21 protein-coding genes and 1 pseudogene are annotated in these 20,772 nt (G+C 60.5%); 13 read left to right on the top strand and 9 right to left on the bottom strand.

Annotated features, from left to right (window positions below; all coding sequences use genetic code 11):
* Positions 1–13: 13 nt before the first annotated feature.
* The 6 genes from tnpC to trbB all read right to left on the bottom strand — a co-directional run bounded on the left by tnpC (position 14) and on the right by trbB (position 4,091).
* On the bottom strand, positions 14–1,585 hold the full coding sequence (gene tnpC / locus HAP41_RS16140) for an IS66 family transposase (protein ID WP_166073793.1): 1,572 nt from the start codon (positions 1,583–1,585) through the stop codon (positions 14–16).
* 52 nt (positions 1,586–1,637) lie between these two features.
* Complete coding sequence (gene tnpB, locus HAP41_RS16135) at positions 1,638–1,991, bottom strand: IS66 family insertion sequence element accessory protein TnpB (RefSeq protein ID WP_166073804.1); 354 nt, start codon at positions 1,989–1,991, stop codon at positions 1,638–1,640.
* A complete protein-coding gene (gene tnpA, locus HAP41_RS16130; RefSeq protein WP_166073826.1) occupies positions 1,984–2,442 on the bottom strand; it encodes an IS66-like element accessory protein TnpA in 459 nt (152 codons plus the stop codon). The genes tnpB and tnpA overlap by 8 nt, the downstream gene beginning before the upstream one ends.
* A gap of 146 nt (positions 2,443–2,588) precedes the next feature.
* A complete protein-coding gene (locus HAP41_RS16125) occupies positions 2,589–2,852 on the bottom strand; it encodes a VirB3 family type IV secretion system protein (protein ID WP_166099910.1) in 264 nt (87 codons plus the stop codon).
* Positions 2,852–3,115: a TrbC/VirB2 family type IV secretion system protein gene (locus HAP41_RS16120; RefSeq protein ID WP_232674470.1), complete on the bottom strand. Its 264-nt coding sequence runs from the start codon at positions 3,113–3,115 to the stop codon at positions 2,852–2,854. Before HAP41_RS16120 ends, HAP41_RS16125 begins: the two co-directional genes overlap by 1 nt.
* 61 nt (positions 3,116–3,176) lie before the next feature.
* Positions 3,177–4,091 carry a P-type conjugative transfer ATPase TrbB gene (gene trbB / locus HAP41_RS16115; RefSeq protein ID WP_038957464.1) on the bottom strand — a complete coding sequence of 305 codons (915 nt, stop codon included), beginning with the start codon at positions 4,089–4,091 and terminating at the stop codon, positions 3,177–3,179.
* 432 nt (positions 4,092–4,523) lie between these two features.
* On the opposite strand from trbB, the gene HAP41_RS16110 reads away from it, so the two are divergent.
* The 6 genes from HAP41_RS16110 (at position 4,524) to HAP41_RS16085 (ending at position 9,889) form a co-directional block, all read left to right on the top strand.
* Positions 4,524–4,694, top strand: coding sequence for a hypothetical protein (locus tag HAP41_RS16110; RefSeq protein ID WP_157789197.1), 171 nt, complete (start codon positions 4,524–4,526; stop codon positions 4,692–4,694).
* Between the two features lie 767 nt (positions 4,695–5,461).
* Positions 5,462–5,743: a hypothetical protein gene (locus HAP41_RS16105; RefSeq protein WP_166099917.1), complete on the top strand. Its 282-nt coding sequence runs from the start codon at positions 5,462–5,464 to the stop codon at positions 5,741–5,743.
* Positions 5,744–5,922: 179 nt separating this feature from the next.
* The gene (locus HAP41_RS16100) at positions 5,923–6,069 is read left to right on the top strand and encodes a hypothetical protein (protein ID WP_224580826.1); all 147 of its coding nucleotides are present in this window, start codon (positions 5,923–5,925) and stop codon (positions 6,067–6,069) included.
* 1,713 nt (positions 6,070–7,782) lie between these two features.
* The gene (locus HAP41_RS16095) at positions 7,783–8,040 is read left to right on the top strand and encodes a hypothetical protein (RefSeq protein WP_038958625.1); all 258 of its coding nucleotides are present in this window, start codon (positions 7,783–7,785) and stop codon (positions 8,038–8,040) included.
* Between the two features lie 190 nt (positions 8,041–8,230).
* Positions 8,231–9,514, top strand: a complete 1,284-nt coding sequence (locus HAP41_RS16090; protein ID WP_166099920.1) for a hypothetical protein — start codon at positions 8,231–8,233, stop codon at positions 9,512–9,514.
* 27 nt (positions 9,515–9,541) lie between these two features.
* The gene (locus HAP41_RS16085; RefSeq protein WP_157789195.1) at positions 9,542–9,889 is read left to right on the top strand and encodes a hypothetical protein; all 348 of its coding nucleotides are present in this window, start codon (positions 9,542–9,544) and stop codon (positions 9,887–9,889) included.
* Positions 9,890–10,023: 134 nt separating this feature from the next.
* Here the strand turns inward: HAP41_RS16085 and HAP41_RS16080 are convergent, their stop codons facing one another.
* Together HAP41_RS16080 and HAP41_RS16075 are read right to left on the bottom strand one after the other, a co-directional pair.
* The gene (locus tag HAP41_RS16080; protein ID WP_158332916.1) at positions 10,024–10,182 is read right to left on the bottom strand and encodes a hypothetical protein; all 159 of its coding nucleotides are present in this window, start codon (positions 10,180–10,182) and stop codon (positions 10,024–10,026) included.
* Positions 10,183–10,409: 227 nt separating this feature from the next.
* Entirely contained in the window at positions 10,410–11,684 is a 1,275-nt protein-coding gene (locus HAP41_RS16075) for an IS256 family transposase (protein WP_166064748.1), read from the bottom strand.
* A gap of 249 nt (positions 11,685–11,933) precedes the next feature.
* Between HAP41_RS16075 and HAP41_RS16070 the strand changes: the two genes are divergently transcribed.
* The 3 genes from HAP41_RS16070 (at position 11,934) to istB (ending at position 15,421) form a co-directional block, all read left to right on the top strand.
* Positions 11,934–13,019: a hypothetical protein gene (locus tag HAP41_RS16070; RefSeq protein WP_166099930.1), complete on the top strand. Its 1,086-nt coding sequence runs from the start codon at positions 11,934–11,936 to the stop codon at positions 13,017–13,019.
* An 82-nt stretch (positions 13,020–13,101) separates the two neighbouring features.
* The gene (gene istA / locus HAP41_RS16065; protein WP_166065845.1) at positions 13,102–14,643 is read left to right on the top strand and encodes an IS21 family transposase; all 1,542 of its coding nucleotides are present in this window, start codon (positions 13,102–13,104) and stop codon (positions 14,641–14,643) included.
* Between the two features lie 16 nt (positions 14,644–14,659).
* Positions 14,660–15,421: an IS21-like element helper ATPase IstB gene (gene istB, locus HAP41_RS16060; RefSeq protein ID WP_166063422.1), complete on the top strand. Its 762-nt coding sequence runs from the start codon at positions 14,660–14,662 to the stop codon at positions 15,419–15,421.
* Between the two features lie 457 nt (positions 15,422–15,878).
* On the opposite strand, the gene HAP41_RS16055 is transcribed toward istB, so the two are convergent.
* Positions 15,879–16,151 (bottom strand): hypothetical protein, encoded by a 273-nt coding sequence (locus tag HAP41_RS16055; protein ID WP_166099933.1) that lies wholly within the window; start codon positions 16,149–16,151, stop codon positions 15,879–15,881.
* A 306-nt stretch (positions 16,152–16,457) separates the two neighbouring features.
* On the opposite strand from HAP41_RS16055, the gene HAP41_RS16050 reads away from it, so the two are divergent.
* The 4 genes and pseudogenes from HAP41_RS16050 to HAP41_RS16035 form a co-directional block, all read left to right on the top strand.
* Positions 16,458–17,231, top strand: coding sequence for an outer membrane protein (locus HAP41_RS16050; protein WP_038958620.1), 774 nt, complete (start codon positions 16,458–16,460; stop codon positions 17,229–17,231).
* A 63-nt stretch (positions 17,232–17,294) separates the two neighbouring features.
* Positions 17,295–17,603, top strand: coding sequence for an addiction module antidote protein (locus tag HAP41_RS16045; protein ID WP_166099937.1), 309 nt, complete (start codon positions 17,295–17,297; stop codon positions 17,601–17,603).
* A gap of 623 nt (positions 17,604–18,226) precedes the next feature.
* Positions 18,227–19,570 (top strand): IS1380 family transposase, encoded by a 1,344-nt coding sequence (locus HAP41_RS16040; protein ID WP_166053720.1) that lies wholly within the window; start codon positions 18,227–18,229, stop codon positions 19,568–19,570.
* A 641-nt stretch (positions 19,571–20,211) separates the two neighbouring features.
* A pseudogene (locus HAP41_RS16035) lies at positions 20,212–20,739 on the top strand (transposase); the annotation flags it as partial.
* Between the last annotated feature and the right edge of the window lie 33 nt (positions 20,740–20,772).

The raw sequence follows: 20,772 nt of genomic DNA, 5'->3' as shown, positions 1-20,772 counted from the left end.
GATACCGAGCCGTTCAGGCAGTGGCGGCTTTGTGGAAGTTGAAGGGCAGCAGGTCTGTAATATCGGCGTCGCCGGCGCGCTGAGGCAATTCGGTGAGGACGTGGCGCAACCACGCTAACGGCTCGACACGTGAGGCGCGGCAGGTCAGCATCAGGCTATAGACGACGGCACTGGCCTTGGCTCCGTCCACGGTATCGCTGAACAACCAACTCTTCCTGCCAGTTGCAAAAACCCTGATGTCGCGCTCCAGAAGATTGTTGTCAATCGGCATGCTGCCGTCCCCGGTGTAGCGCGTCAGATATTCCCATTGGTTTCGGGTGTAGGATACGGCGTCGCCGAGCTTGCTGTCAGGCAAGACCTTCGGGGCCATGTCATCGAGCCATACTTTGAGAGCATTGAGGATGGGGACACTATGTTGCTGGCGGAAGCGGCGAATGCAGTAGGCCTGTGTTTCACCCTTCTCCGGTATTCCGTCCCACGCCCGCCTTTCAACCCGGTAGAGCTGTTCAAAGAACCGCAGCGCTTGCTCGGGCGGACCGCCGCCCTTCTTCCTGGCTTTGAGGGCATCGACAAAGCGCCGCCGGGAGTGGGCCATGCATCCAATGTGGGTGGCCCCTTCCAGCGTGCGCCATGCGGTATAGCCGTCACTCATTACAATGCCACGGTAATCGCCGAGGAAGGCTTGCGGGTGGATTTGGCCGCGGCCCGGCTGATAATCCAGAAGAACGATCGGCTCGTGGCTGCCCTTGCCGCTGCGATAAGCCCACATGTACGATGTGCTGGTGGCCCGTTTGTCCTTCTCCTTGAGGACCTGAACCGTTGTCTCGTCGCCATGGATGAGAGGTTGTGATCTGAGCCGCAGCTTCAGGGCGTCGTAGATGCGATGCAGATGCTTCTCGCTCGAGCCAATCACCCAGTGGCCCAAAGCGCCGCGGCTGACAGGAACACCTGCACGTTCGAAGGCCTGCGCCAGGCGGTAGAGCGGCGTGCCATCGACATATTTGTGAACCAGCGCGAACGCCAGCGTCGAGGGCGTGGCAACGCTGCCCGGCAATGGTTGCGGCGGCATCGGCGCGGTCACGACAGGGGCGTGGATCCCGGTGCGATCGCTATGGCGGCACGCATATTTGAAGCGCACATTCTGTAAAACCTTCGCCTTCACCTCGATATGAAGTTGCTCGGTGACAGCCTCGCCCATGCGATGCATCTGGCCACGGCAGCAAGGACACGCCTTCTGATCGTCGGACAGGTCATACTCGACGCGCTCACGAGGTAGGTTCCCCGGCAGCGGCTTGCGGCCGCGCTTCTTTCCCATTGTGTTTTCGACGGGTGGCAAGCCCGTGTCCGGAAGTTCGGCGATATTGTTCGTTTCACTGCCGGCGTCCTCCTCATCGGAGGCCTGCTCGGCTTCATTGAAGAGACGATCAACATGCTTTTCGCTGCGCGGCGCAAAACGATGCAGGCGTGCCAGCGCCAGTTCTTCCTCGAGCTTGGCGACGCGGTCGGCGAGTTGATGGTTCTCCGCCTGCAGCGCAGCAATGCGTGCCAACAGCACTTCAACACTCGGATCGCCGGTTCGATTCATCGAATTCTTGAATCTGAACCGTACCGACGCGTCAACCGCTCAACTCGAGAGCTCAGCCGGCAACCTGATATTGCCGCACCGGATGGCGGACCATCGCATCGATATCGATGCCGTCAAGGATCCAGTGCAATTGCTCCGTCGTCAGCGTGACGATCGCCTCCTGGCGGCGCGGCCATCGGAACCTGTCTTCGGTCAGCCGCTTCAGGACCAGTACAAAGCCGGACCGATCGAAGAACAGAAGCTTCATCCGGTCGCAACGGCGATTGCAGAACGCAAAAACCGCCGGAGTGAATGGATCGAGCGCCATCGTCTCCTGGACCAGGACCGCAAGGCTGTTGATGCCAGCCCGGAAGTCGATCGGCTCACGGTGCAGATAGACCTGCAGGTCATCGCCCAGTCTAAACATCGCCCAGCGCTCCGATGATCGCCGTCAATGCATCCACATCGCCGCATTCCAGCGCGAGCTTCACGCCATTCGGCAGCGACACGCTCACTTTGGCCGGAGAACAAAAAGCTGGAGTCCCTTTGGGTTCCGAACCACGCACTTCATCGTAAGCCGGCAAATCAACCGTCGCCACGCTGTCTTTTCGCGACAGGTCCCGCTCGGACTTCCCCTCAAGCTGAACCGGGATGAACGCCGGGCGTGAGGACGGCGGCAGCGACCTGGTCGCGCTGTGCTTCTTGATCCACTTCCGAAGGAGGTTCGCGTTGACCCCATGTTCGAGTGCAAGCCTCGATACCGAAACCCCAGGCTCAAGGCAGGCCGCGACAAGACGCTCTTTCGATGCCGCCTCGTAGCGCCGGCGACCGTTCCGGCCGACAAGCCTGACCCGCAGTTTCTGATCATCGTCGCTCATCACAAGGTGTCCACCTATTTTGGTGGACACCTCATGCATCAGGACTCTCAAAAGCAAAAGGTGCGGAGAAATTCGCGCTTACCAAGAAGTCGGCAAGCCGGACGTTGGAATGGCGGTATTCGGCGAGATGCATCATGACCGACGGCTCAGACGTTGAGATTACTGGGGATACGCAGATGGCGGCGCACGACATCAACAAAGGCAGGGTCGCGCTTGGCCGCCCAGACAGCGGCCATGTGACCGATGAACCAGAGGACGAGACCCGCGATCCAAAGCCGCAGTCCCAAGCCAAGGGCTGCGGCCAGCGTGCCGTTGATAATCGCGACCGACCGTGGCGCGCCGCCCATTAGGATCGGCTCAGTCAATGCACGGTGAAGGGGCGCGACAAAACCCACGACCGGTTCATCCATCAGATCACCACGCCGCCGCCGAAGGAGAAGAACGACAGGAAGAAGCTCGAGGCCGCGAAAGCGATCGACAGACCAAACACGATCTGGATTAGTCTACGGAACCCGCCGGAAGAATCGCCAAACGCAAGGGTCAATCCGGTTACGATGATAACGATCACCGCAATGATCTTGGCGACCGGTCCCTCCACCGATTGCAGGATCTGATTGAGCGGCTGCTCCCACGGCATATTCGAGCCGGCGGCCCATGCCGGTGCCGTTGTCATGAGAATCGCACTAGAGGCGGCAAAGGATACGACTTGAAGAGAACGAAGTGGTAGACGCATGTCAGTCTCCTGCTGATGAAACGCTGTAGTCGCCAGCGGCCCCAAGTCCCGTGACGAGGGCTAGCTCCACGAGGCGGCGATCAGCACCGCGTCCTGCGAGCACAGCGACCACATTGATTGTTTCGGCTATAAGAGCGCGCGGAACCGCGATGACGGCTTCCTGAATGAGTTGCTCGAGCCGCCGTAACGCTCCAATCGCGGTACCAGAATGGATCGTACCGATGCCGCCGGGATGACCAGTGCCCCAAGCCTTGAGCAGGTCGAGTGCTTCGGCACCGCGGACCTCGCCGATTGGGATGCGGTCAGGCCGCAGTCGGAGTGAGGAACGAACGAGATCAGAAAGCGTGGCTACGCCATCCTTGGTCCGAAGGGCTACGAGATTGGGAGCTCGACACTGAAGTTCTCGGGTGTCTTCGATCAGCACAACGCGATCGGAAGTCTTTGCCACTTCGGCCAAGAGCGCGTTCGTCAATGTTGTCTTTCCGGTCGACGTGCCACCGGCAACGAGTATATTTTTCCGAGACGCGACTGCGATCCTGAGTGTCTTGGCTTGCGCGGAGGTCATGACGCCCGCGACGACGTAGTCGTCGAGCGTGAAGACCGCGACCGCCTTCTTGCGAATGGCGAACGCCGGAGCCGCAACGATCGGAGGCAAGAGACCTTCGAACCGCTCGCCCGTGCTCGGAAGTTCAGCCGAAACACGTGGCGATCCAGCGTGCACCTCTGAGCCAACATGGTGCGCTACCAAGCGAACAATACGTTCGCCGTCTGCCGCCGATAGTGTTTCCCCGGTATCAGCAAGCCCGCTCGACAGCCGGTCGACCCACAACCGCCCATCGGGATTGAGCATCACCTCGATGATCGCGTCATCTTCCAAGTAGCGAGCGACGGCGGCGCCCAGCGCGCTACGAAGCATTCGCGCACCCCGCGAAGTCGCTTCCGAATGATAAGAATGGACTCCCACCGCCGCCCCCACCGAGCGAGGACCTCTAAAGAGCGCCCTCAGATGGGGTGATTAAAAGAGCCACCAATCGAATTAGCGCAACAAGCGCTCCTTGGTCGTCGTAGGTTGGCGTAGGAAAAGAAAGACCCGCGGGAGAACTGGACGTCTGTTCGCGTGAGCAAGGCGGACGCGCCTACCCTAGACGTTCAGGTCCGAATCTGACCCTTAGCAAACCTTGAGACCGGCCACGACAATCGCTTAGCGTACTCGCTGGGCCGAGCCATCGCAGCTTTATATCGCATAGTCGCCAGAAGCTACGGTTCGATGCCATCATGACGAAGGCAGAGAACCGAGCGGCCGCCGGGCCTGGCACCAAGAGCGCATGCGTCAGCGCGCGAAAGAAGCGTGGGCCGAGGCGACCTAGCCGAGCTTGGCCGGCTTCGCCACTACCTCATCTTCGGTAGAAAGGACAACCGCGCGCATCGCGAGAAGCTGATGAAGGCCATCGACGACTACGTCGAAGAGATGACCGGCGATTGGACCTGGCTGCACGCCCAGAACCACAAGTGTGGTTGAAGAATCGCTGGCAAATCGGCCCCCGTGCCTTGGGGGCCGCACCCAAATCAATTAGCTAGGGACGCTTTAAGGCGCCCTGCTTGGCGATGGCTGCTTCACCCATCTTGTCTATCGTGTCGGCTATGTTGACCCTACGTTGCGCCTCAAGCTTTTGCGCACATTCTTCATCGCCGTGGCACTCCTGCCTGAACAGTTCAAGCATTGTCGTAAACTGAAATCCCGGCCGCGTCGCAATGTAGGCGATACAACCCAGACTGATCGCGAAGCCAATGCAAATGAACAGCCGTGACGGAATTTGTTCCCGCGCTCGTTTGATGGCACTGACGCGCGTCGGTCCTTGTCGGTCGCGGGGACGCTACGAAATGTAAAATCCGAGCCGCAATGCACGCTTTTCAGTTAGGCCGATTGGCGAGTCCTGATAAGCCCTGACGAAACTCCTGTACAATCTCTTTTCTATCACATCGTCGAACAGGCCGAAAACGACGAGTATCGTGAGCGCCACTACGCCCGCCATCCCGACCGAATAGATTGCTGCGTGCCGCATGCACGGTGTTCCACTGTCGCGAAGAATGCATAGAACTTAAAACACTACTCGTGCCCCAAGTAATACAGCGCTTTATAGCGCCATTCTTCCCAGAATTCCGCAATGGGAAGGAGATGGGAAGCGGCTTTGAAGGCAACTGACCTCGGCTCGGTAGCGGTTGGCCATGAACTCCAGCCCTGCCCGCTCCTCAAGGATCCGGCTGGTCCGGCGCAGCTCCAGGCAGATGCGCTCCAAGCGCGAGCTCGTCAACGTCGTGCTGATGCCACCCCATGGAGCAGATCAGACTCCGGCGCGCTTTAACGCTGGGCGAAATATCGGCCATACTCGCGCTATGGCTGCTCTCGATGAGATCGAACGAAACGCGGCACAGGCGCACTTGAAGCGCCTGGAAGGGCTCGTTGAGGATGTACGGAAGGCGCTAGCTGGCTCGAGGAATGCCAGCGAGAAGGTGGCGTGGCTCAAGGAAATGCTCGCCGCTCAAGGCTATCGCGTCGATGGCCATTAGGCCCGCCGGCGTGAACATCGGCCCCTCCATCATTCTGATTTCCTCTTTTCCACACCCACGACACCAGTAGTGGATCTGGTGCGCGCATCGTCCGATCATCGTCTTACCCAACTCACGCTCGTGCTGCATTGCTATCGCAATCGGCGATGTTATGTTCGGCGCAGAACCGGGCTTTTTCGATGCGCAAAATCGCCGTCGCCGTCTTGCTTGCCCTGATCGCCGCCCCCGCGCTGGCGCAGGACCATGTTCAACAGTATGGCGAACAGCCCAAGGAGAAGACGGCGTCGGAAAAGGCGGACGACGATCGGGCTGAGGGCACCTATTAACTCTCTCTCAACAATGTTCCGGACCAGAAGTCGGTCGATCCGTGGGGAACTGCCCGCGGCGATGATGCGTCGAAGAAGTCGGCCGCGCCGGCCAGGCCGGCTGTGAGCGGTCGTCCAAGGCCAAGAGCCGCAGCACCGCCAATTAGCAAAGATGTGTGAAACGGCGGGCTCGCTTCGTCCGCACCACGACGCGCAGTAACTCGAGCGTGCTCCAGGGGCCCAAGGAATTGATAGCCTGCGATTCGCTTCCGGCGCCGCTTGTCAGGTCGAGGTCAGAGGTTCAATCCGATGATAAACCGGATGGCAAAGAAGGAGCCGGCGGCGACAATAGCCGTCGCGCTAAGCGCGAACACAACTCTCCAAGTCTCATCCATTCGGCGCCTCGTATAAGACGACCCCGTGGCGGCCCCATCGGGCCGGGGGGCGTGATGATGCTGAGGCCTCCGGACAGGCTCTTGCCTCGTGGGACCGAGACCGTCGCCGCAGAACGAAAGTCGGCCGCAGCCGGTATGTTCCCAGCCAAATTCTCATTTCTGCTGCTTGTGGCCCAATCCCCACAGTGCTTCAACTAAGGGCCGCAGGCTCCGTCTGGTCCGGCTCCTGCGACCCTTGCCGCGGCGTTCCGCACGATCGACGCAGCGAATTGCGACGAATCATGTTGCTTGCCATCCGGACACCTCTGTCAGAGTGAGCCCCGGTGGCTCGGCCATCTGAGGCGGCTTAGAAAGCGAGTATGAGCATCGCCACCAGCACGACGTTAAATGCTCCCAGCGCAATCATGGCGGCATCAAAGACGCGGGTTAAGTCGATCATGGTGCCCCTCCATCCACGCTTGCTCGGTAGAAGATGCTCCTGTTCGCAACCGGGGTCACTTGGAGGGCAGACATGCACGGCAGGTCATTTCCAGCCTCGATGCTCCCGGCTGCCGATCCAATTGCGGATTAGAGCGCCGGGAGTGCTAGGCCCGCCAGCTATGGCCGAGGAAGAACAAACAGGCCAGCACGCCAATAGCGCCCGATATTACCAGGTTAAGTCCATAAAGCACCGCCTGTCAGCAAAGGAATCGCCTGTCCGATAAACTGACGGGCCTTCGGCTGCGTTAAGCGTCAGCGACAAAAACCCGCCAGCGTGAACCGGCGGGCCTTTGTGATGGACTCGCGATCGGCTTACCAAGGAAGATAGAGCGCGACGAACAGCGCCAAGCCGATCAGACCGCACGCCCACGTGACCGGGCCAATTGGTGTCTGCGTATCCAGGATACCCCCAAGATACCCCCAAAAAACTGCGAGCTCGACTCTGAAGGGCGGCCCGTGCCTCGATCTCGTCCGCCGAGCGCCTACAATCCTCGGCGACCTTCAGTAGTCCGATCCGCTCGATATGCATCGTGGCAGGCGCAGCCTCAGCTAGGCAGATCTGCTCTAGCCGCCAGAGCTCTTCCAGGCCTCGCTTCATTCGACCACGCACGCCCATTGGTACATGCTGATCCTTCTGTAGTGCAAAACCGTGGCAATAACACTTGTGCGAGTAGCGTGCATATAGTTCCAAGATTTGCCGCAAGGTCCCGATCTCGGTCGTGGGGGCGCTCCTTGTCACAGCCGGGTCGGCAGCCCGGACGACCTTTTCCCACACCCACGACGCACAGCAGATCGCGCAGGTTTCGAGCCACTATAAACGACAATTTGACTCTCACTGGCGCCGCGTTTCGATGGCGTCATGACCAAGGCAGAGAACCGCGCGGCCGCGAAGGCCCACCACAAAGGACGGATGCGCAAGATCGATGAGGAAGCAGAAGTCGAACGCGTGAAGGCAGACCTCGCTGAGCTCGATCGGCTTCGCCGCTACCTCATCTTCGGCACGCAAGCCCGCCGCTTCGGCAACCGCGAGAAGCATTTAGCCACCATTGACGACTACGTGGAGGAAATGACTGGAGAGCGGACCGCGCCGCACGTCAAGAACCACCAGCGCGGATGACGAATAGAGGATACCGCCAACAGTGCTGCAGCCCCGTAGCTCCCCGTAGATTTCCCCAAGGGTTGCCGCTTCGCCTTTCGAAGGCCTTCTTTACCCTCAAGGGTCGCGATACCGTTTCAGAACAACCGGGCCAAATTCGAGGAATAAGCGCGGCGTTTAGCGCGCGCCCACAGACTATGCGGGAAGAGCTGTGAAGCGCACTTACCTAGCAATCTCTATTGCAGTGGGCGCCTATATCCTTACGACGGGAGTCGGCGCGGCGATCTTCCCTTTCTCATTCGGCCGCGACCAGCTCATGGCGTACGTGGGCCATGAACCCAATATCATTTCGGGGCCCACCCTCGGCTCTCTGACGTATTGGATGCTGCTGCTAGTCTTTGTGATCGCGCTACCGACAGCCGCGTTGCTGGCAGGAGGCTTGATCGATCGCCCCATCTTCTCTGAAGAATCAAAGGTACCCATTTGGCTTCCAATCGCCACCGCGTTGGCGATGACTGCCTACTGCCTCTATCGGCTTTCGCTGTCTGGCGGCCTCAACCTTCTGACAGCTCCCTGGGACCTGACCTCGTGTTACGAAGCCAAGATCCTGCGTCGGGCCGAATTGCAGAGCGCGCTTGGAAACTTCTACTTTGCCTTCGCCTTTGCGAGCCTCCCGATGCTCAGTTGCTATCTGCTTGCACGCGGCGTGATAGGTAAAAACAAACCGGCGTTGCTGTCCTTCGCCGTTCTAAGCGTCGTCATCCTTAGTCTTGACCTTGCGACAATGCAGAAGGCGCCCGCATTCATCTACCTCTTGATGGTGGGGCTGACGCTCGCACTCTCAGAATTCGGAATTTTACGCAGCGGCATTCTCGTGCTGCCGATTGCTGCCGCTCTCTTCCTCGTGCTTAGCATCACTCAGTTTTGCGCTGCTGAACACGTTGTATCGCCCGCGCCCTTTGCGGAGGGATCGCGACCAGAGGGATCGCGACCAGATCGCCTGTCAACGTTTCGGATCATCGCGATCCGGATGGTTCGCTCCAACTTATTGAGGATGGCCGTCGGCTTTCCCTTCTATGTAGAAACCTTCTCAGACCCAGAACGCCGATGTGGCATCGATCCATCGTGGCTACGTCGGGTCTTTGGCGAGCAACGATGCTTCCCGCCAACACTAATATTTCCTAAGGTATTTCCAAATGTCACGTCCACGACAGGCTATCAGCCTGCACCTGTGAACGTCTCCGGCTATGCAGAGGCAGGTCCCTGGTACGCATTGTTCGCGACCTTTGTTGCCGGATCACTGCTTGGCCTCATTTCCAGTCTGGGACGCGGCAGAGACCCTGCGGCGATCGCGACCACAGTCGCAGCATGCGTCTTCGCCTACTATATTGCGCAATCGTCTCTAACCGGAGCTCTGTTTGACGCATACGGACTGCTATGGCTAACGCTGCCCCTTTTCATTTTAAAGCTGTCAAATATTTCGCGTGGCACGTGACCGCCTGCGCTCGAAAGAAGATAAACGGTGAAAGAATTTTTATCTGTCGCCGCGAAGGTGATCGCGTTGATGATGCTGGGAATGGCCGCTGCGCTTTCCACGATGATGTGGCCATTTGGTCACAGGGCCTCGCGCGCAGCCCTGCTATTTTGGCGGTTCACTGGAGATCGGACCATGTCAATCGATCGGACACGGACTATCGAGTGGGACGGCAAGGTCTTGAGCGGCTCGGTTGCCGCAAATGGAACACCAACGAAGGTTACTTTTGCGGCCGTACAAACGGGCGGGACTGAGTCCGCAGATGTTCCTACCAATCGTTACTTGCCTGGTAGATGGAACTGGGGCCCGGCGAAATCCTCGATCGATTGGTATTGATACAACTGGCGTTCGTCGTGAACCGACGGGCGGCAAAAGAAAACCCGCCGACCTCGTGAGCCGGCGGGAGTTTGGACTTTAGATTACGCCCGGGGTCTCCCGGTCGTGGACGGGTTATAGCACGAACGCCTGCGCTAAGTGTCGGCGCGCATCATCTCGGAATGCTCTACCGCAAGCGCACGATAGTGCGCGGCCATCTCTCGATAGTGCGCCCGGGAAATTGCATCCTTTGCCTCGTCCGCACGCTTTTCAAACATGGCCGCGCGGTCTCGAAGGTCTACGGGGTTGGCCATCAGCTATCTCCACAGGTCCAACTGCCCACCCAGCCACTGCTATATGGATGCTAGCGGCGTTGGAGCCAGTCGAAATTCCGTGAAATCACGGGAATGGGTTTGCTCGAACCGTGAATGAAAGAGGCCGCCTAAGTCGGCGGCGAGCCCGACTGGATGAGCTGACCCCGCCTTTGGGGATGTCCCGATCGCTGTTGAACTACGTCGGGTCGACGTTGCCGGAATGAATATTACGCAGCCCTCGTGACGTGGGCAACGGACTTGATTGTCATGCGATCGTGGTGAGCTTGAAGGGCCGCACGCAGAACCGACAATTGCTTATGCGCCTTCAATCGTCGGAAGCCCTTGTTGGCCTCGATCATACCGGCCGCGACCCATCGCAAGGCCATACCGGCATCCCGCCAGCGTTTAACGTTGCGCGTGACGCGGCGAATGGTGCCCATCATGTTCTCGGCGATATTGGTACAGGCGAGCGATCGGCGAAGCTCCTTCGGCAACTTCAACCGGACGACAGTCAGGATTTCGTCGAGGCCTTCGAGGATACTGGCCGCAACGCCGGGCCATTGCTGGTCGAGTCGACGCGCGAGATTGCGGATCAATTTTTCAGCCTTGTCGGCGTCATCGAGCTCCCAGGCCTGGCGCAGCACCCGGCGGGTGGCCGCATGATGCTCTTTCGGCAGGCGTTCCATGATGTTGCGCGCCTTGTGGATCTGGCAGCGCTGGATCGCAGCGGCCGAACCGAAGGTGCGGCGGATCGCCTTCGACAACGCCTTCGCGCCGTCGGCGATGAACAGTCTTGGCACCGTCGGGTCGAGCCCGCGCGAGACCAGGTTGTCCAGCAGGGCCTGAACCGTTGCTGCATTCTCGGTCGCCCCTTCCACCAGCGCCAGCGGATGCTTGTTGCCTTCGCCGTCAACCCCGATCGCGGCCACCAGCACGAGATCGTCGTCGAGATGCAGCCCGTCGATTTGGACCACCAGAAGGTCGAGCGCGGACAGATCGGCAGCCATGAAGTCGGCCAGCCGCGCCGCCGACAGAGCCACGAACCTCCGCGAGGCCGCCGACTTCGAAATCCCCGATCCGGGCGGTGCCGGCACGTCACCCTCGGGCAGCCGGACGGCGCGGCCGAACCGGCGCGTCGACACATTGATCAGCATCAGGTTCATCGCCCAGCGACCGAGCCAGTCCTCCTGCGCCGCCGTTTCCCAGCTCGGGATCGTGACCTCGCGGCCGTCCATGCCCCGGACCCGCGGGCGATCGACCTCGATCTTGCCGCCGTGGAAACCGATCCGCCCCCGCGTTCGGCCCCAACGGTGCGCCCGCCGCGCCGCATCACGACCGTGGCGCGGCCCGCAGGCCGCTGTCACATCCGCCTCCATCATCGTGCCGAGCGCCTCGATTCCTGCCGCAAGGCAGAACCGATCGAAGCTCGCTCGCACTTCCGCAAATGATTTCTCCACAGCCCCGGTCGCCGGCCAACCAGCCGGTGTGATATCTCTCGTCATGGCGTTGCTCTCCTTTGTGGAATCAGCACCCCGAGCCTACCGGCTCAAGGTGGGCAACGCCGACCTCTTCAGAAATTCAACAGAACCCGGGACATCCCCCCGCCTTTGGTCTCATATAGTTTGGTGCGTTACGGCTTGTATTCGCGCTCCAGTTGCGGCTCAATAACGCTTTCGGTCTTGGGAGACCAACATGCATTTTTGATCGGCTGCATGACCTCCGAACCATCAGATTGAAGTGAGGGGCATACTATGCGTGCACTCATGCTAGCCTGCCTGTTGGCGTTCTCACTCGTCTCCCACGCAAAAGCCAATGAACCCCCACCGGACTGGCTTGCGGCTCGCCTCTGGCTGGACAGTGCAGATTGCGCACTCAAGACCGGCAAGTTCCTCGTTCTGTGTCGCGACAGCAGAGTGATTCCTATCGGCGATGACAGCCTCGGCGACGACCCCGGGCACGCGCTCGCGCTGGGACTCTACTCCGCGCTGACAGGACGGGCGGCAAAGCCGTCCGATATTGCCCGGATCAACCTTGGCATCAACGTTATCGGCCTGATCCTGCTCGCCCTCCTGCTGTTCACGCTGCAGCTGCGGATCAGCGCAGCGCTCGTGCTGCTGTCGATCGCCCTCGCTCGGCAATACCCCATCCTCACTCCCCACCCGGCAGGACTTGGCGATGCCTGCCTTTCCGCCATCCTGCCGCTGGCCCTGCTGGGCCTACCGCTGATCAAGGCATCGCAAGGAACGTTCATCGGCTGGCTGGTGGCGGGTATTCTGAGTCTTGCGACAGCAAGTCTGTTTCGCCAGTCAACGGCCATGATGGGAGTTGCCGCCTCCGCGGCAGCGATCGCCGTCAGCGTGGCCGTGTCAGGCCGCCGCACCATTCTGCCGCACATCGCGCAGCTTCTCGCCGTCTTCGTTGCCTACAAGGCCCCCCACCTGGTGCACCGCGCCCGCGACATTGCATACAACCTGCAGCCCGCGAGATTTACCGAGGAGCACGGCCCGTGGCACAGCCTCTACATCGGGCTCGGGGTGAACAAGAACCCGTTCGGCATTCGCTGGGATGACGCCAGCGGCATCGAAGCCGTCGAACGCTTAGACTCTCGCATCCTGTTCGGCACTCCCGCCTATTTCGATGCGCTCAAGCACGAATATTTCCGGATCGTCACGACGTCGCCAAGACAGGTTCTCCAAGTCTACGCGACCAAGCTCGCTAGCACCCTTCACCAATCATTGCCCGCACCGCTCCACGTCCCCATCATGTGGCCGCTCCTGCTCGTTGGGCTGGCTGCCATGGTCGTCCGCTTCTGGATTGCATGTTTCGCGGGATCGTGAGCAGCTTTTCAGCAACTCAGCCCGCTTCGGCCGACAACTCAACCGGCTTAGGAACTGCCTCGTCAGTGAACGAGGAAGGCCGATGCCCACCCAGAGATTGTCGATGCGCCGGATCAAAGAGGTTCTCCGCTTAAAACATGTTCAAGGCTTGCCGGAGCGAGCCATCGCGCGCACCTTGGGCATCAGCAACGGCGCCGTGCACAGCTATCTACGCCGAGCCGGGGCTGCCGGGCTGAACTGGCCGTTGCCGGCCGGAATGAGCGACGAGGACCTGGAGCTGCTGCTTTTCCCGGCGCCGAGGCCTGCGTCGCAGAGCCCCCAGCGGGCCGTTCCCGACTGGGGCTATGTCGACAAGGAGCTGCGCCGACGCAACGTGACCCGTCGGCTGCTGTGGGACGAGTATCGCGCCACCCATCCCGATGGCTTCGGCTACACCTGGTTCTGCACGACGTACGAGGCCTGGAAGGGGCGAGCCCGGCCTTCGATGCGGCAGACGCATCTGGGCGGCGAGAAGGTTTTCGTGGATTTCGCCGGCGACACCATCGACGTCATCGATCCCTCAAACGGGGAAGTGCAGTCGATGAAGCTGTTCGTCGCGGCGATGGGCGCCTCCAACTATACCTATGCCGAGGCCTGTCCAAGCGAGGGGCTCGCCGACTGGATCCGGGTCCACATCAATCTTTTCGCCTTCCTCGGCGGCGTGCCGACATTCGTAGTCTGCGACAATCTCAAGGCCGCCGTCACCAATCCCGACCGCCACGATCCCGGCCTCAACCGAACCTATGCCGAGATGGCGAGCCATTACGGCACGGCCATTCTCGCAGCCCGGCCGCGGCGCCCAAAAGATAAGGCAAAGGTCGAAGTTGCGGTGCAAGTCGCCCAGCGATGGATTCTGGCGCGGCTGCGCAACCAACGCTTCTTTTCGTTGGCGGAGCTGAACGCAGCCATCAAAACACTCGTCGTCGAACTCAATGCAAGGCAGATGCGCGACTTTGGCGCCAGTCGCGCCGAACTGTTCGCCGAGCTCGACAAGCCCAAGCTTACAAAGCTGCCGGACCAGGCTTACGCTTTCGCACGCTGGAAGCGATGCCGGATCGGCCCCGACTATCATATCGAGATCGATGGACACTGGTATTCCGCGCCGTATCGGCTCATCCGTGAGCTTGTCGACGCACGCATCGATGACAGAACGGTCGAGATCTTCCACAACGGCCGCAGGATCGCCAGCCACGCCCGCGCGCCCAACCGGCGGGGCCACACCACCATCGCCGACCATATGCCCAGCGCCCATCGGCGCTACGGTCAATGGACGCCCGCCGGAGTGATCGTCGCCGGCGAGCGGATCGGTCCGTCGACCGCCGCCTTCTTCCAGGCCGTGATCGCGGCCCGGCCGCATCCCGAGCAAGGCTTTCGCACCTGCCTCGGCATTCTGTCACTGGTCAAAAGCTACAGCGCGGAGCGCGTCGAAGCGGCCTGCCGGCGCGGCATTCTGATCAAGGCGCGATCCGTCGCCTCGATCCGCTCCATCCTCCAGAACGGTCTGGATCGTACCTTTCTCGACGAGCCCTCCGAACACCAACCCCTGCGCCACGGCAACATCCGCGGCCGCGATTATTTTCACTGAAGCCAAGGAGACCTGTATGCTCAACCATCCCACCCACGAACGCCTGATCGAGCTCGGCTTGAGCGGCATGGCCAAGGCCTTCGAGGAGCAGCGACGATCGCCTGATCTCGAAGCCTTGCCGTTCGAAGATCGCATCGGCCTGCTGGTCGACCGGGAAGCGGCGGAACGCGACACCAGGCGGCTCACCACGCGCCTCAAGCTGGCCTCGCTCCGCCAGAATGCCTGCGTGGAGGACGTCGATTTGCGCACGCCGCGGGGTATCGACCGGGCCGTCTTCGCCAAGCTCGCCAGCGGCGACTGGATCGATCGCCACGAGAATTTGCTCATAACCGGGGCGACCGGATTGGGCAAAAGTTGGTTAGCCTGTGCCCTCGGCCACAAGGCCTGCCGAGATAATCGCTCGGTCCTCTATCACCGCGTCCCAAGATTGTTCGAAGCGTTGGGGCTCGCGCGGGGCGATGGACGTTATGCCCGCTTGCTCAAAACCCTTGGCCGCGCCCAGGTTCTGATTTTGGATGATTGGGGATTGTCGGTGCTCACCGCTGCCGAGCGGCGCGATCTACTGGAAATCCTTGACGATCGCCATGGCCGCTCCTCCACCATCGTAACCAGCCAACTCCCTGTGGACACATGGCACGAAGTTATCGGAGATCCCACGCTAGGCGACGCGATTCTGGATCGCCTCGTCCACAACGCTCACCGCCTCCAGCTTGCTGGCGAAAGCATGCGAAAACGCAACGCCAAAACCATCACCCTTGACGAGCAGCCAGAACGCTGACCCTATCACCGCCTCGGCCGGAGCGAGGCTGCTCACGATCGTCTGAATTCGGCGCTCATGATCGCGCGAAATCGCTGCTCACGATCACTGAAATATGCATCTGGATCGCACGTCACCTTCCACCTAATGCCGCGGACGCAGCACTGTTCGTCGCGTCGCTCTACACCTGCTTTTTCATCGGGCAGGCCGTCCTAATCAACTATGCGATGATCTACATGTTTCCGATCGGGATGTTCCTGCTGCTTGCCATCGGGGCGTGCCTCGATCTCACCCGCCGGACCATCTCAACTTGACGTCAGGAACCGTGCCGGCCCATCGGCAAAAACCGAGGTGGAACACTCACCTCACAGCTTGTCGTGCCAGCCACACCCAAGTAGGGGCTTGCTTCGACTAGAGCGCGTACTCATAAGTCCACGATGTCCGCATATTCGCCAACAGCGGCGCAGAAGCCGACATTTCACGAAGGCCCGCTAGGGCCAGAAGCGGAAGTCATTCGATCCTCGTTGCCACGGGCGAAATCCCTGGCTGCAATCGTCATTCCGGCAGCCCGGCTTGCCGCAATCCTTCTTGCCATCGCATTGCTTGGAGCGGCGATCCGTAATCCAGGTTGATAGTCCGGATTGTCCTGCAATGCCATTGACACCCACGATGCCGCTTCGGCATAGCGGCCCGGCATGAACCGGAAAAGTGTGCCGCGGATCGTCGGAAAGATCACGGTCAAATCAATCACCGAAGGCGCGATGTGGAGCGGCGGGCGAACAGTCAACCACGCGGCAACGGGCGGTCCGCTGGCAACTGACCGCGTCCCAAAACGCCGCCATCTTAAATGGTGGTGGGCTCAAAATGCCCTGTGCACGTTAACAGGCACTAAGTTCCAACTATCTAACAAATATTAGGAATCCACCGTCCACCTTTGGCAACAAGTGTTGTAGGGCGGTTACAGCAATCCCCAGCGAGCCGCATACACTTGGCCAAGTCAGGTGGCGAAGCGCACCGAATTCATTGAACTTGTAATTCATTCTGGGGAGACACGCGCATGAAAGTGCTTTTTGTGGCTGCGGCCGGAACGTTGGCTCTAGCTCTGGCGGCACCAGCCAGTGCGGCGGACTTGGCCGCCCGGCCGTACACCAAGGCTCCGCCGCCGATGGTCGCCACCATCTACGACTGGAGCGGCTTTTACATTGGCGTCAACGGTGGTTACGGCTCGGCGCACACTTGCGCGGATATCGTCGCGATCGGCGCGTTCCCGATTGTTCCGGCTGCTGCCGACGGGTGCCACAACGCAACTGGAGGCACGGTTGGTGGTCAGATCGGGTACCGGTGGCAGTCGGCTAACTGGGTCTTCGGCGTCGAGGGCCAGGGCAACTGGGCCGATTTCACCGGCAGCAACATCGGTCTCTTCTCAGGTACCGATAATCGCAGCCGCATCGACGCCTTTGGTTTGATCACGGGCCAAGTGGGCTATGCCTGGAATAATGTTCTCCTCTACGTAAAGGGCGGTGCAGCGGTAGTTGGAGATCGCTTCGACGCCTACGTTCCGCCTGGATTCGTCGGCGCCGGTACGCTCCTGGCTACCACACGCGACACCGCTCGTTGGGGCGGTACGGTCGGCGCCGGGGTAGAGTTCGGCTTCGCGCCGAATTGGTCGGTGGGCTTCGAATACGACCATATCTTCCTGGGCCATCACGACACCGTTTTCACCGATCCGGCGGGAGTTTCTTTCGCCACGGCTCGCATCGGTCAGGATGTCGACATGGGTCTGGTTCGCGTGAACTACCGTTTTGGTGGTCCGCTCATCCCAAGGTATTGAGTAGCTTCATTCAAACAACAAAGGCCGGCTCAAAGAGCCGGCCTTCTGCTTTGGGAGGCTCAAGTGACGAAGACTTACCGGCCAGTCATCCCCTCGAAACTCGCCGATGAGCTGAACCAAGCATTCGCATCAGCTGAACCTCACAGAATCTGCGGGGCGATCGGAGAGGCGCTCAAAGATTTCAACATTTCGGAGATCTCAAGGGAGGCCGGGCTGCAGCGTACCAGCATTTATCGTGCTTTCGGCAATGAACAGCTTCCGAATTTTTCAACCGTTTTGGCGGTGCTCACCGCAATGGGCTTGCAGCTCAAAGTAACGCCGAAGCGGGGCGCCCATAAGCGAGCTCTCATCCAGCCGGACCCCCTTGGATAGATCAACAGTACTGCAAATCGAGCGCCACCGCGCCAAGCGCACAAAAATTCATAACGTTACAAGGCGCCTTACGCCGCGCGCCACCTGCAGAATGAAGGAGGCCAACTGAGGCGGCCTTACTGTCGGTGCCTGCGCTCGGCCCGAGCATCGATATAGATGATCACCGCGAATGTGGCACTCACAGCCAAGACGCCGACCGAGGCAGTAATGAACAGCACCGTCATCATCGCCGGGTCAGTATCCCTGCGTGGGCAGTGTGCCGGCAATTCACGATTGATTAGCGTCTGGTACAAACTAGGACACGGGCTAAATCAACTCAGGACCAGTGCCCGCCAACGGAGGCGGCGTCAAATCGTCAGGATCAGCCAATAGTGGCGGGTATGACAAGGCTGAGACAGTCCATGACGCACCGCCTCTCAGCAGAGGAATCGCTCGCGTCAGTGACAAAAACCGGCCAGCGCGGGAACCGGTGGGTCAGCGCTTCGCTGCGTTGCCAGCTAACCCGTCTTATTCGTCAGAGGGCGCCTGAGAGGCTGGCGAGCGTGGTGTAAAGCGCTGATGCGGCGTAGGATTCGGTTGCAAAGCCAACCCCATCACCTTCAGCCGCGAACACCAGGCCCGCCATGACCGATGATACGATTCTGCCCTTCTCGTTTCCAGCCGTTCACGCCAAGAAAGTCACAGCTGCCTTCGATGGCGGTCGGCTGACCTCGAACGGGGGCGTGATGCTTCTGGCGATGGCCGAGCGGCGTCTCGGCTTGGCCGACAATTTGGCCCGGGTGTTCCCGGATCGGCGCGATCCGACGCGGGTCGTGCACAGCCTTGTCGATATGTTCCGCGCGCGCATGTTCGCGATCTGCTGCGGCTACGAGGACGCCGACGACCTCGATCATCTGCGGTCCGATCCGGCATTCAAGCTGGCCTGCGGACGGCTGCCGGACACGGGTCGCGATCTGTGTTCCCAACCGACGCTGTCGCGTCTGGAGAATGCTCCGCGCCTGCGCGACGTGATCCGACTGACCTACACTTTGGTCGACGCATGGATGGATAGCTACCCGCGCGAGCCGGCATCCGTCACGCTCGACATCGATGATACCTGCGATGTCGTCCACGGCCATCAGCAGCTCTCGCTGTTCAACGCTCATTATGACGAACGCTGCTTCCTGCCGATCCACGTCTACGACACGGAGAAGAGCCGGCCCGTGGCGGTCGTGCTGCGGCCCGGCAAGACGCCGGGCGGCGTCGAGGTGCGTGCCCATCTGCGCCGCCTGGTACGGCATATCCGGACGCGGTGGCACAACACGCGAATTACGTTCCGTGGCGACGGGCACTATGCCCGGCCGGAGGCAATGGCGTGGTGCGAGACCAACGGCATCGACTACATCTTCGGTCTGTCCGGCACCAAGCCGCTCGCCAGAAAAGTCGACGCGGTCGCCGACGACATCCGCACGCGACGCGCCATCGAGAACCTGCCGGTTCTGCGCGGCTATACCGAGACGCGCCACAAGGCAAAGTCCTGGGATCGCGAACGACGCACCGTCGCCCGTATTGAGGCGACGATGCTCGGCCTCGACATCCGCTTCGTCGTCACCAGCCTCGATGTCGGCTCGGCCGAGTGGATCTACGACAGCCTGTATTGCGCGCGCGGCCAAGCCGAGAATCTGATCAAGCTGCATAAGACGCAGCTCGCCTCCGATCGCACCAGTTGCCGTTCGGCGCTCGCCAATCAAGTCCGCCTCGTTCTCCATACCGCCGCTTATTGGCTGATGCTGACCGTGCGCGACGCCATTCCCAAAGTCCGGGAATTGGCCACTGCCGAGTTCGCGACGCTGCGTCTTCGGCTCTTGAAAATCGCCGCCCGGGTTGTCGAGACCAAGAGCCGCATTCGCCTTGCGTTCGCCGCGGCATGTCCCGAAGCCGACCTGATCCGCAGCTTGCCCGGCGCGCTGCTGCCGCTCGGTCCTTGACCGGTGGGGCGTCCGCCCGCGTTCACCCAACCCATCCCTCAAGCGCGTTGCAAAGTACCGGTCGTCAGGCGGTGAAAAGCCGAAGGCAATCCTGTGCGCCTCGTCAGCGGAGGTGTGCGGATGCACCAGTCGGACCAAAATACCGCGCTCTCACGAATAGGGCGGGCTAATTCCATCGCGAGATCTAGGGCTGCGATTCCAATTTGGTCGGTCGGACGAGATCTACAGCGCTGGTCCATCCAAGCAATTATCGCTGTAAAGTCACCGCCTCCGACAATTTCTCTATCGCCGCTAACATTCAGACCACTGATGAAGCCTACAGCCCAGGATTCGAAGGCGCCCTTTACTACCGCATTCTTGGTTCTGTTCGTCCACGTCGAGCACGACTGCGAACCTGCGCCGACGATGGTCGCCCCGGCGCGGAGGGGATTGGTTGGCAGTAGTAGCAAGGCGACGACCGCCAATACCCTCATCATCAGAACCGGTAAGCTGGATGTAGAAGACCAGCCCACCGATCTAGCCCGCCTTATTCGCGAGAGGGCGCCTGAGAGGCTGGCGAGCGTGGTGTAAAGCGCTGATGCGGCGTAGGATTCGGTTGCGAAGCCAACCCCATCACCTCAACCGCGAACGCCACGCCCGCCATGACCGATGATACGATTCTGCCCTTCTCGTTTCCAGCCGTTCACGCCAAGAAAGTCACAGCTGCCTTCGATGGTGGACGCCTAACCTCGAATGGGGGCGTGATGCTTCTGGCGATGGCCGAGCGGCGTCTCGGTTTGGCCGACAATTTGGCCCGGGTGTTCCCGGATCGGCGCGATCCGACGCGGGTCGTGCACAGCCTTGTCGATATGTTCCGCGCGCGCATGTTCGCGATCTGCTGCGGCTACGAGGACGCCGACGACCTCGATCATCTGCGGTCCGATCCCGCATTCAAGCTGGCCTGCGGACGGCTGCCGGACAGCGGTCGCGATCTGTGTTCCCAACCGACGCTGTCGCGTCTGGAGAATGCTCCGCGCCTGCGCGACGTGATCCGACTGACCTACACTTTGGTCGACGCATGGATGGATAGCTACCCGCGCGAGCCGGCATCCGTCACGCTCGACATCGATGATACCTGCGATGTCGTCCACGGCCATCAGCAGCTCTCGCTGTTCAACGCTCATTATGACTGCGGATTCCGATTTATTCCGGCCGGGTATTCC

Source organism: Bradyrhizobium barranii subsp. apii, from assembly GCF_011516635.5.
Lineage (GTDB): Bacteria > Pseudomonadota > Alphaproteobacteria > Rhizobiales > Xanthobacteraceae > Bradyrhizobium > Bradyrhizobium barranii.
This window is presented reverse-complemented; position numbering and strand designations above follow the sequence as displayed.

Coding starts and splice junctions, on each gene's coding strand:
- tnpC (WP_166073793.1), bottom strand. CDS start 1,585: ATGAATCGAACCGGCGATCCGAGTGTTGAAGTGCTGTTGGCACGCATT.
- tnpB (WP_166073804.1), bottom strand. CDS start 1,991: ATGTTTAGACTGGGCGATGACCTGCAGGTCTATCTGCACCGTGAGCCG.
- tnpA (WP_166073826.1), bottom strand. CDS start 2,442: ATGAGCGACGATGATCAGAAACTGCGGGTCAGGCTTGTCGGCCGGAAC.
- HAP41_RS16125 (WP_166099910.1), bottom strand. CDS start 2,852: ATGGATGAACCGGTCGTGGGTTTTGTCGCGCCCCTTCACCGTGCATTG.
- HAP41_RS16120 (WP_232674470.1), bottom strand. CDS start 3,115: ATGACAACGGCACCGGCATGGGCCGCCGGCTCGAATATGCCGTGGGAG.
- trbB (WP_038957464.1), bottom strand. CDS start 4,091: ATGCTTCGTAGCGCGCTGGGCGCCGCCGTCGCTCGCTACTTGGAAGAT.
- HAP41_RS16105 (WP_166099917.1), top strand. CDS start 5,462: ATGCGCTCCAAGCGCGAGCTCGTCAACGTCGTGCTGATGCCACCCCAT.
- HAP41_RS16100 (WP_224580826.1), top strand. CDS start 5,923: ATGCGCAAAATCGCCGTCGCCGTCTTGCTTGCCCTGATCGCCGCCCCC.
- HAP41_RS16095 (WP_038958625.1), top strand. CDS start 7,783: ATGACCAAGGCAGAGAACCGCGCGGCCGCGAAGGCCCACCACAAAGGA.
- HAP41_RS16080 (WP_158332916.1), bottom strand. CDS start 10,182: ATGGCCAACCCCGTAGACCTTCGAGACCGCGCGGCCATGTTTGAAAAG.
- HAP41_RS16075 (WP_166064748.1), bottom strand. CDS start 11,684: ATGACGAGAGATATCACACCGGCTGGTTGGCCGGCGACCGGGGCTGTG.
- HAP41_RS16070 (WP_166099930.1), top strand. CDS start 11,934: ATGCGTGCACTCATGCTAGCCTGCCTGTTGGCGTTCTCACTCGTCTCC.
- istA (WP_166065845.1), top strand. CDS start 13,102: ATGCCCACCCAGAGATTGTCGATGCGCCGGATCAAAGAGGTTCTCCGC.
- istB (WP_166063422.1), top strand. CDS start 14,660: ATGCTCAACCATCCCACCCACGAACGCCTGATCGAGCTCGGCTTGAGC.
- HAP41_RS16050 (WP_038958620.1), top strand. CDS start 16,458: ATGAAAGTGCTTTTTGTGGCTGCGGCCGGAACGTTGGCTCTAGCTCTG.
- HAP41_RS16040 (WP_166053720.1), top strand. CDS start 18,227: ATGACCGATGATACGATTCTGCCCTTCTCGTTTCCAGCCGTTCACGCC.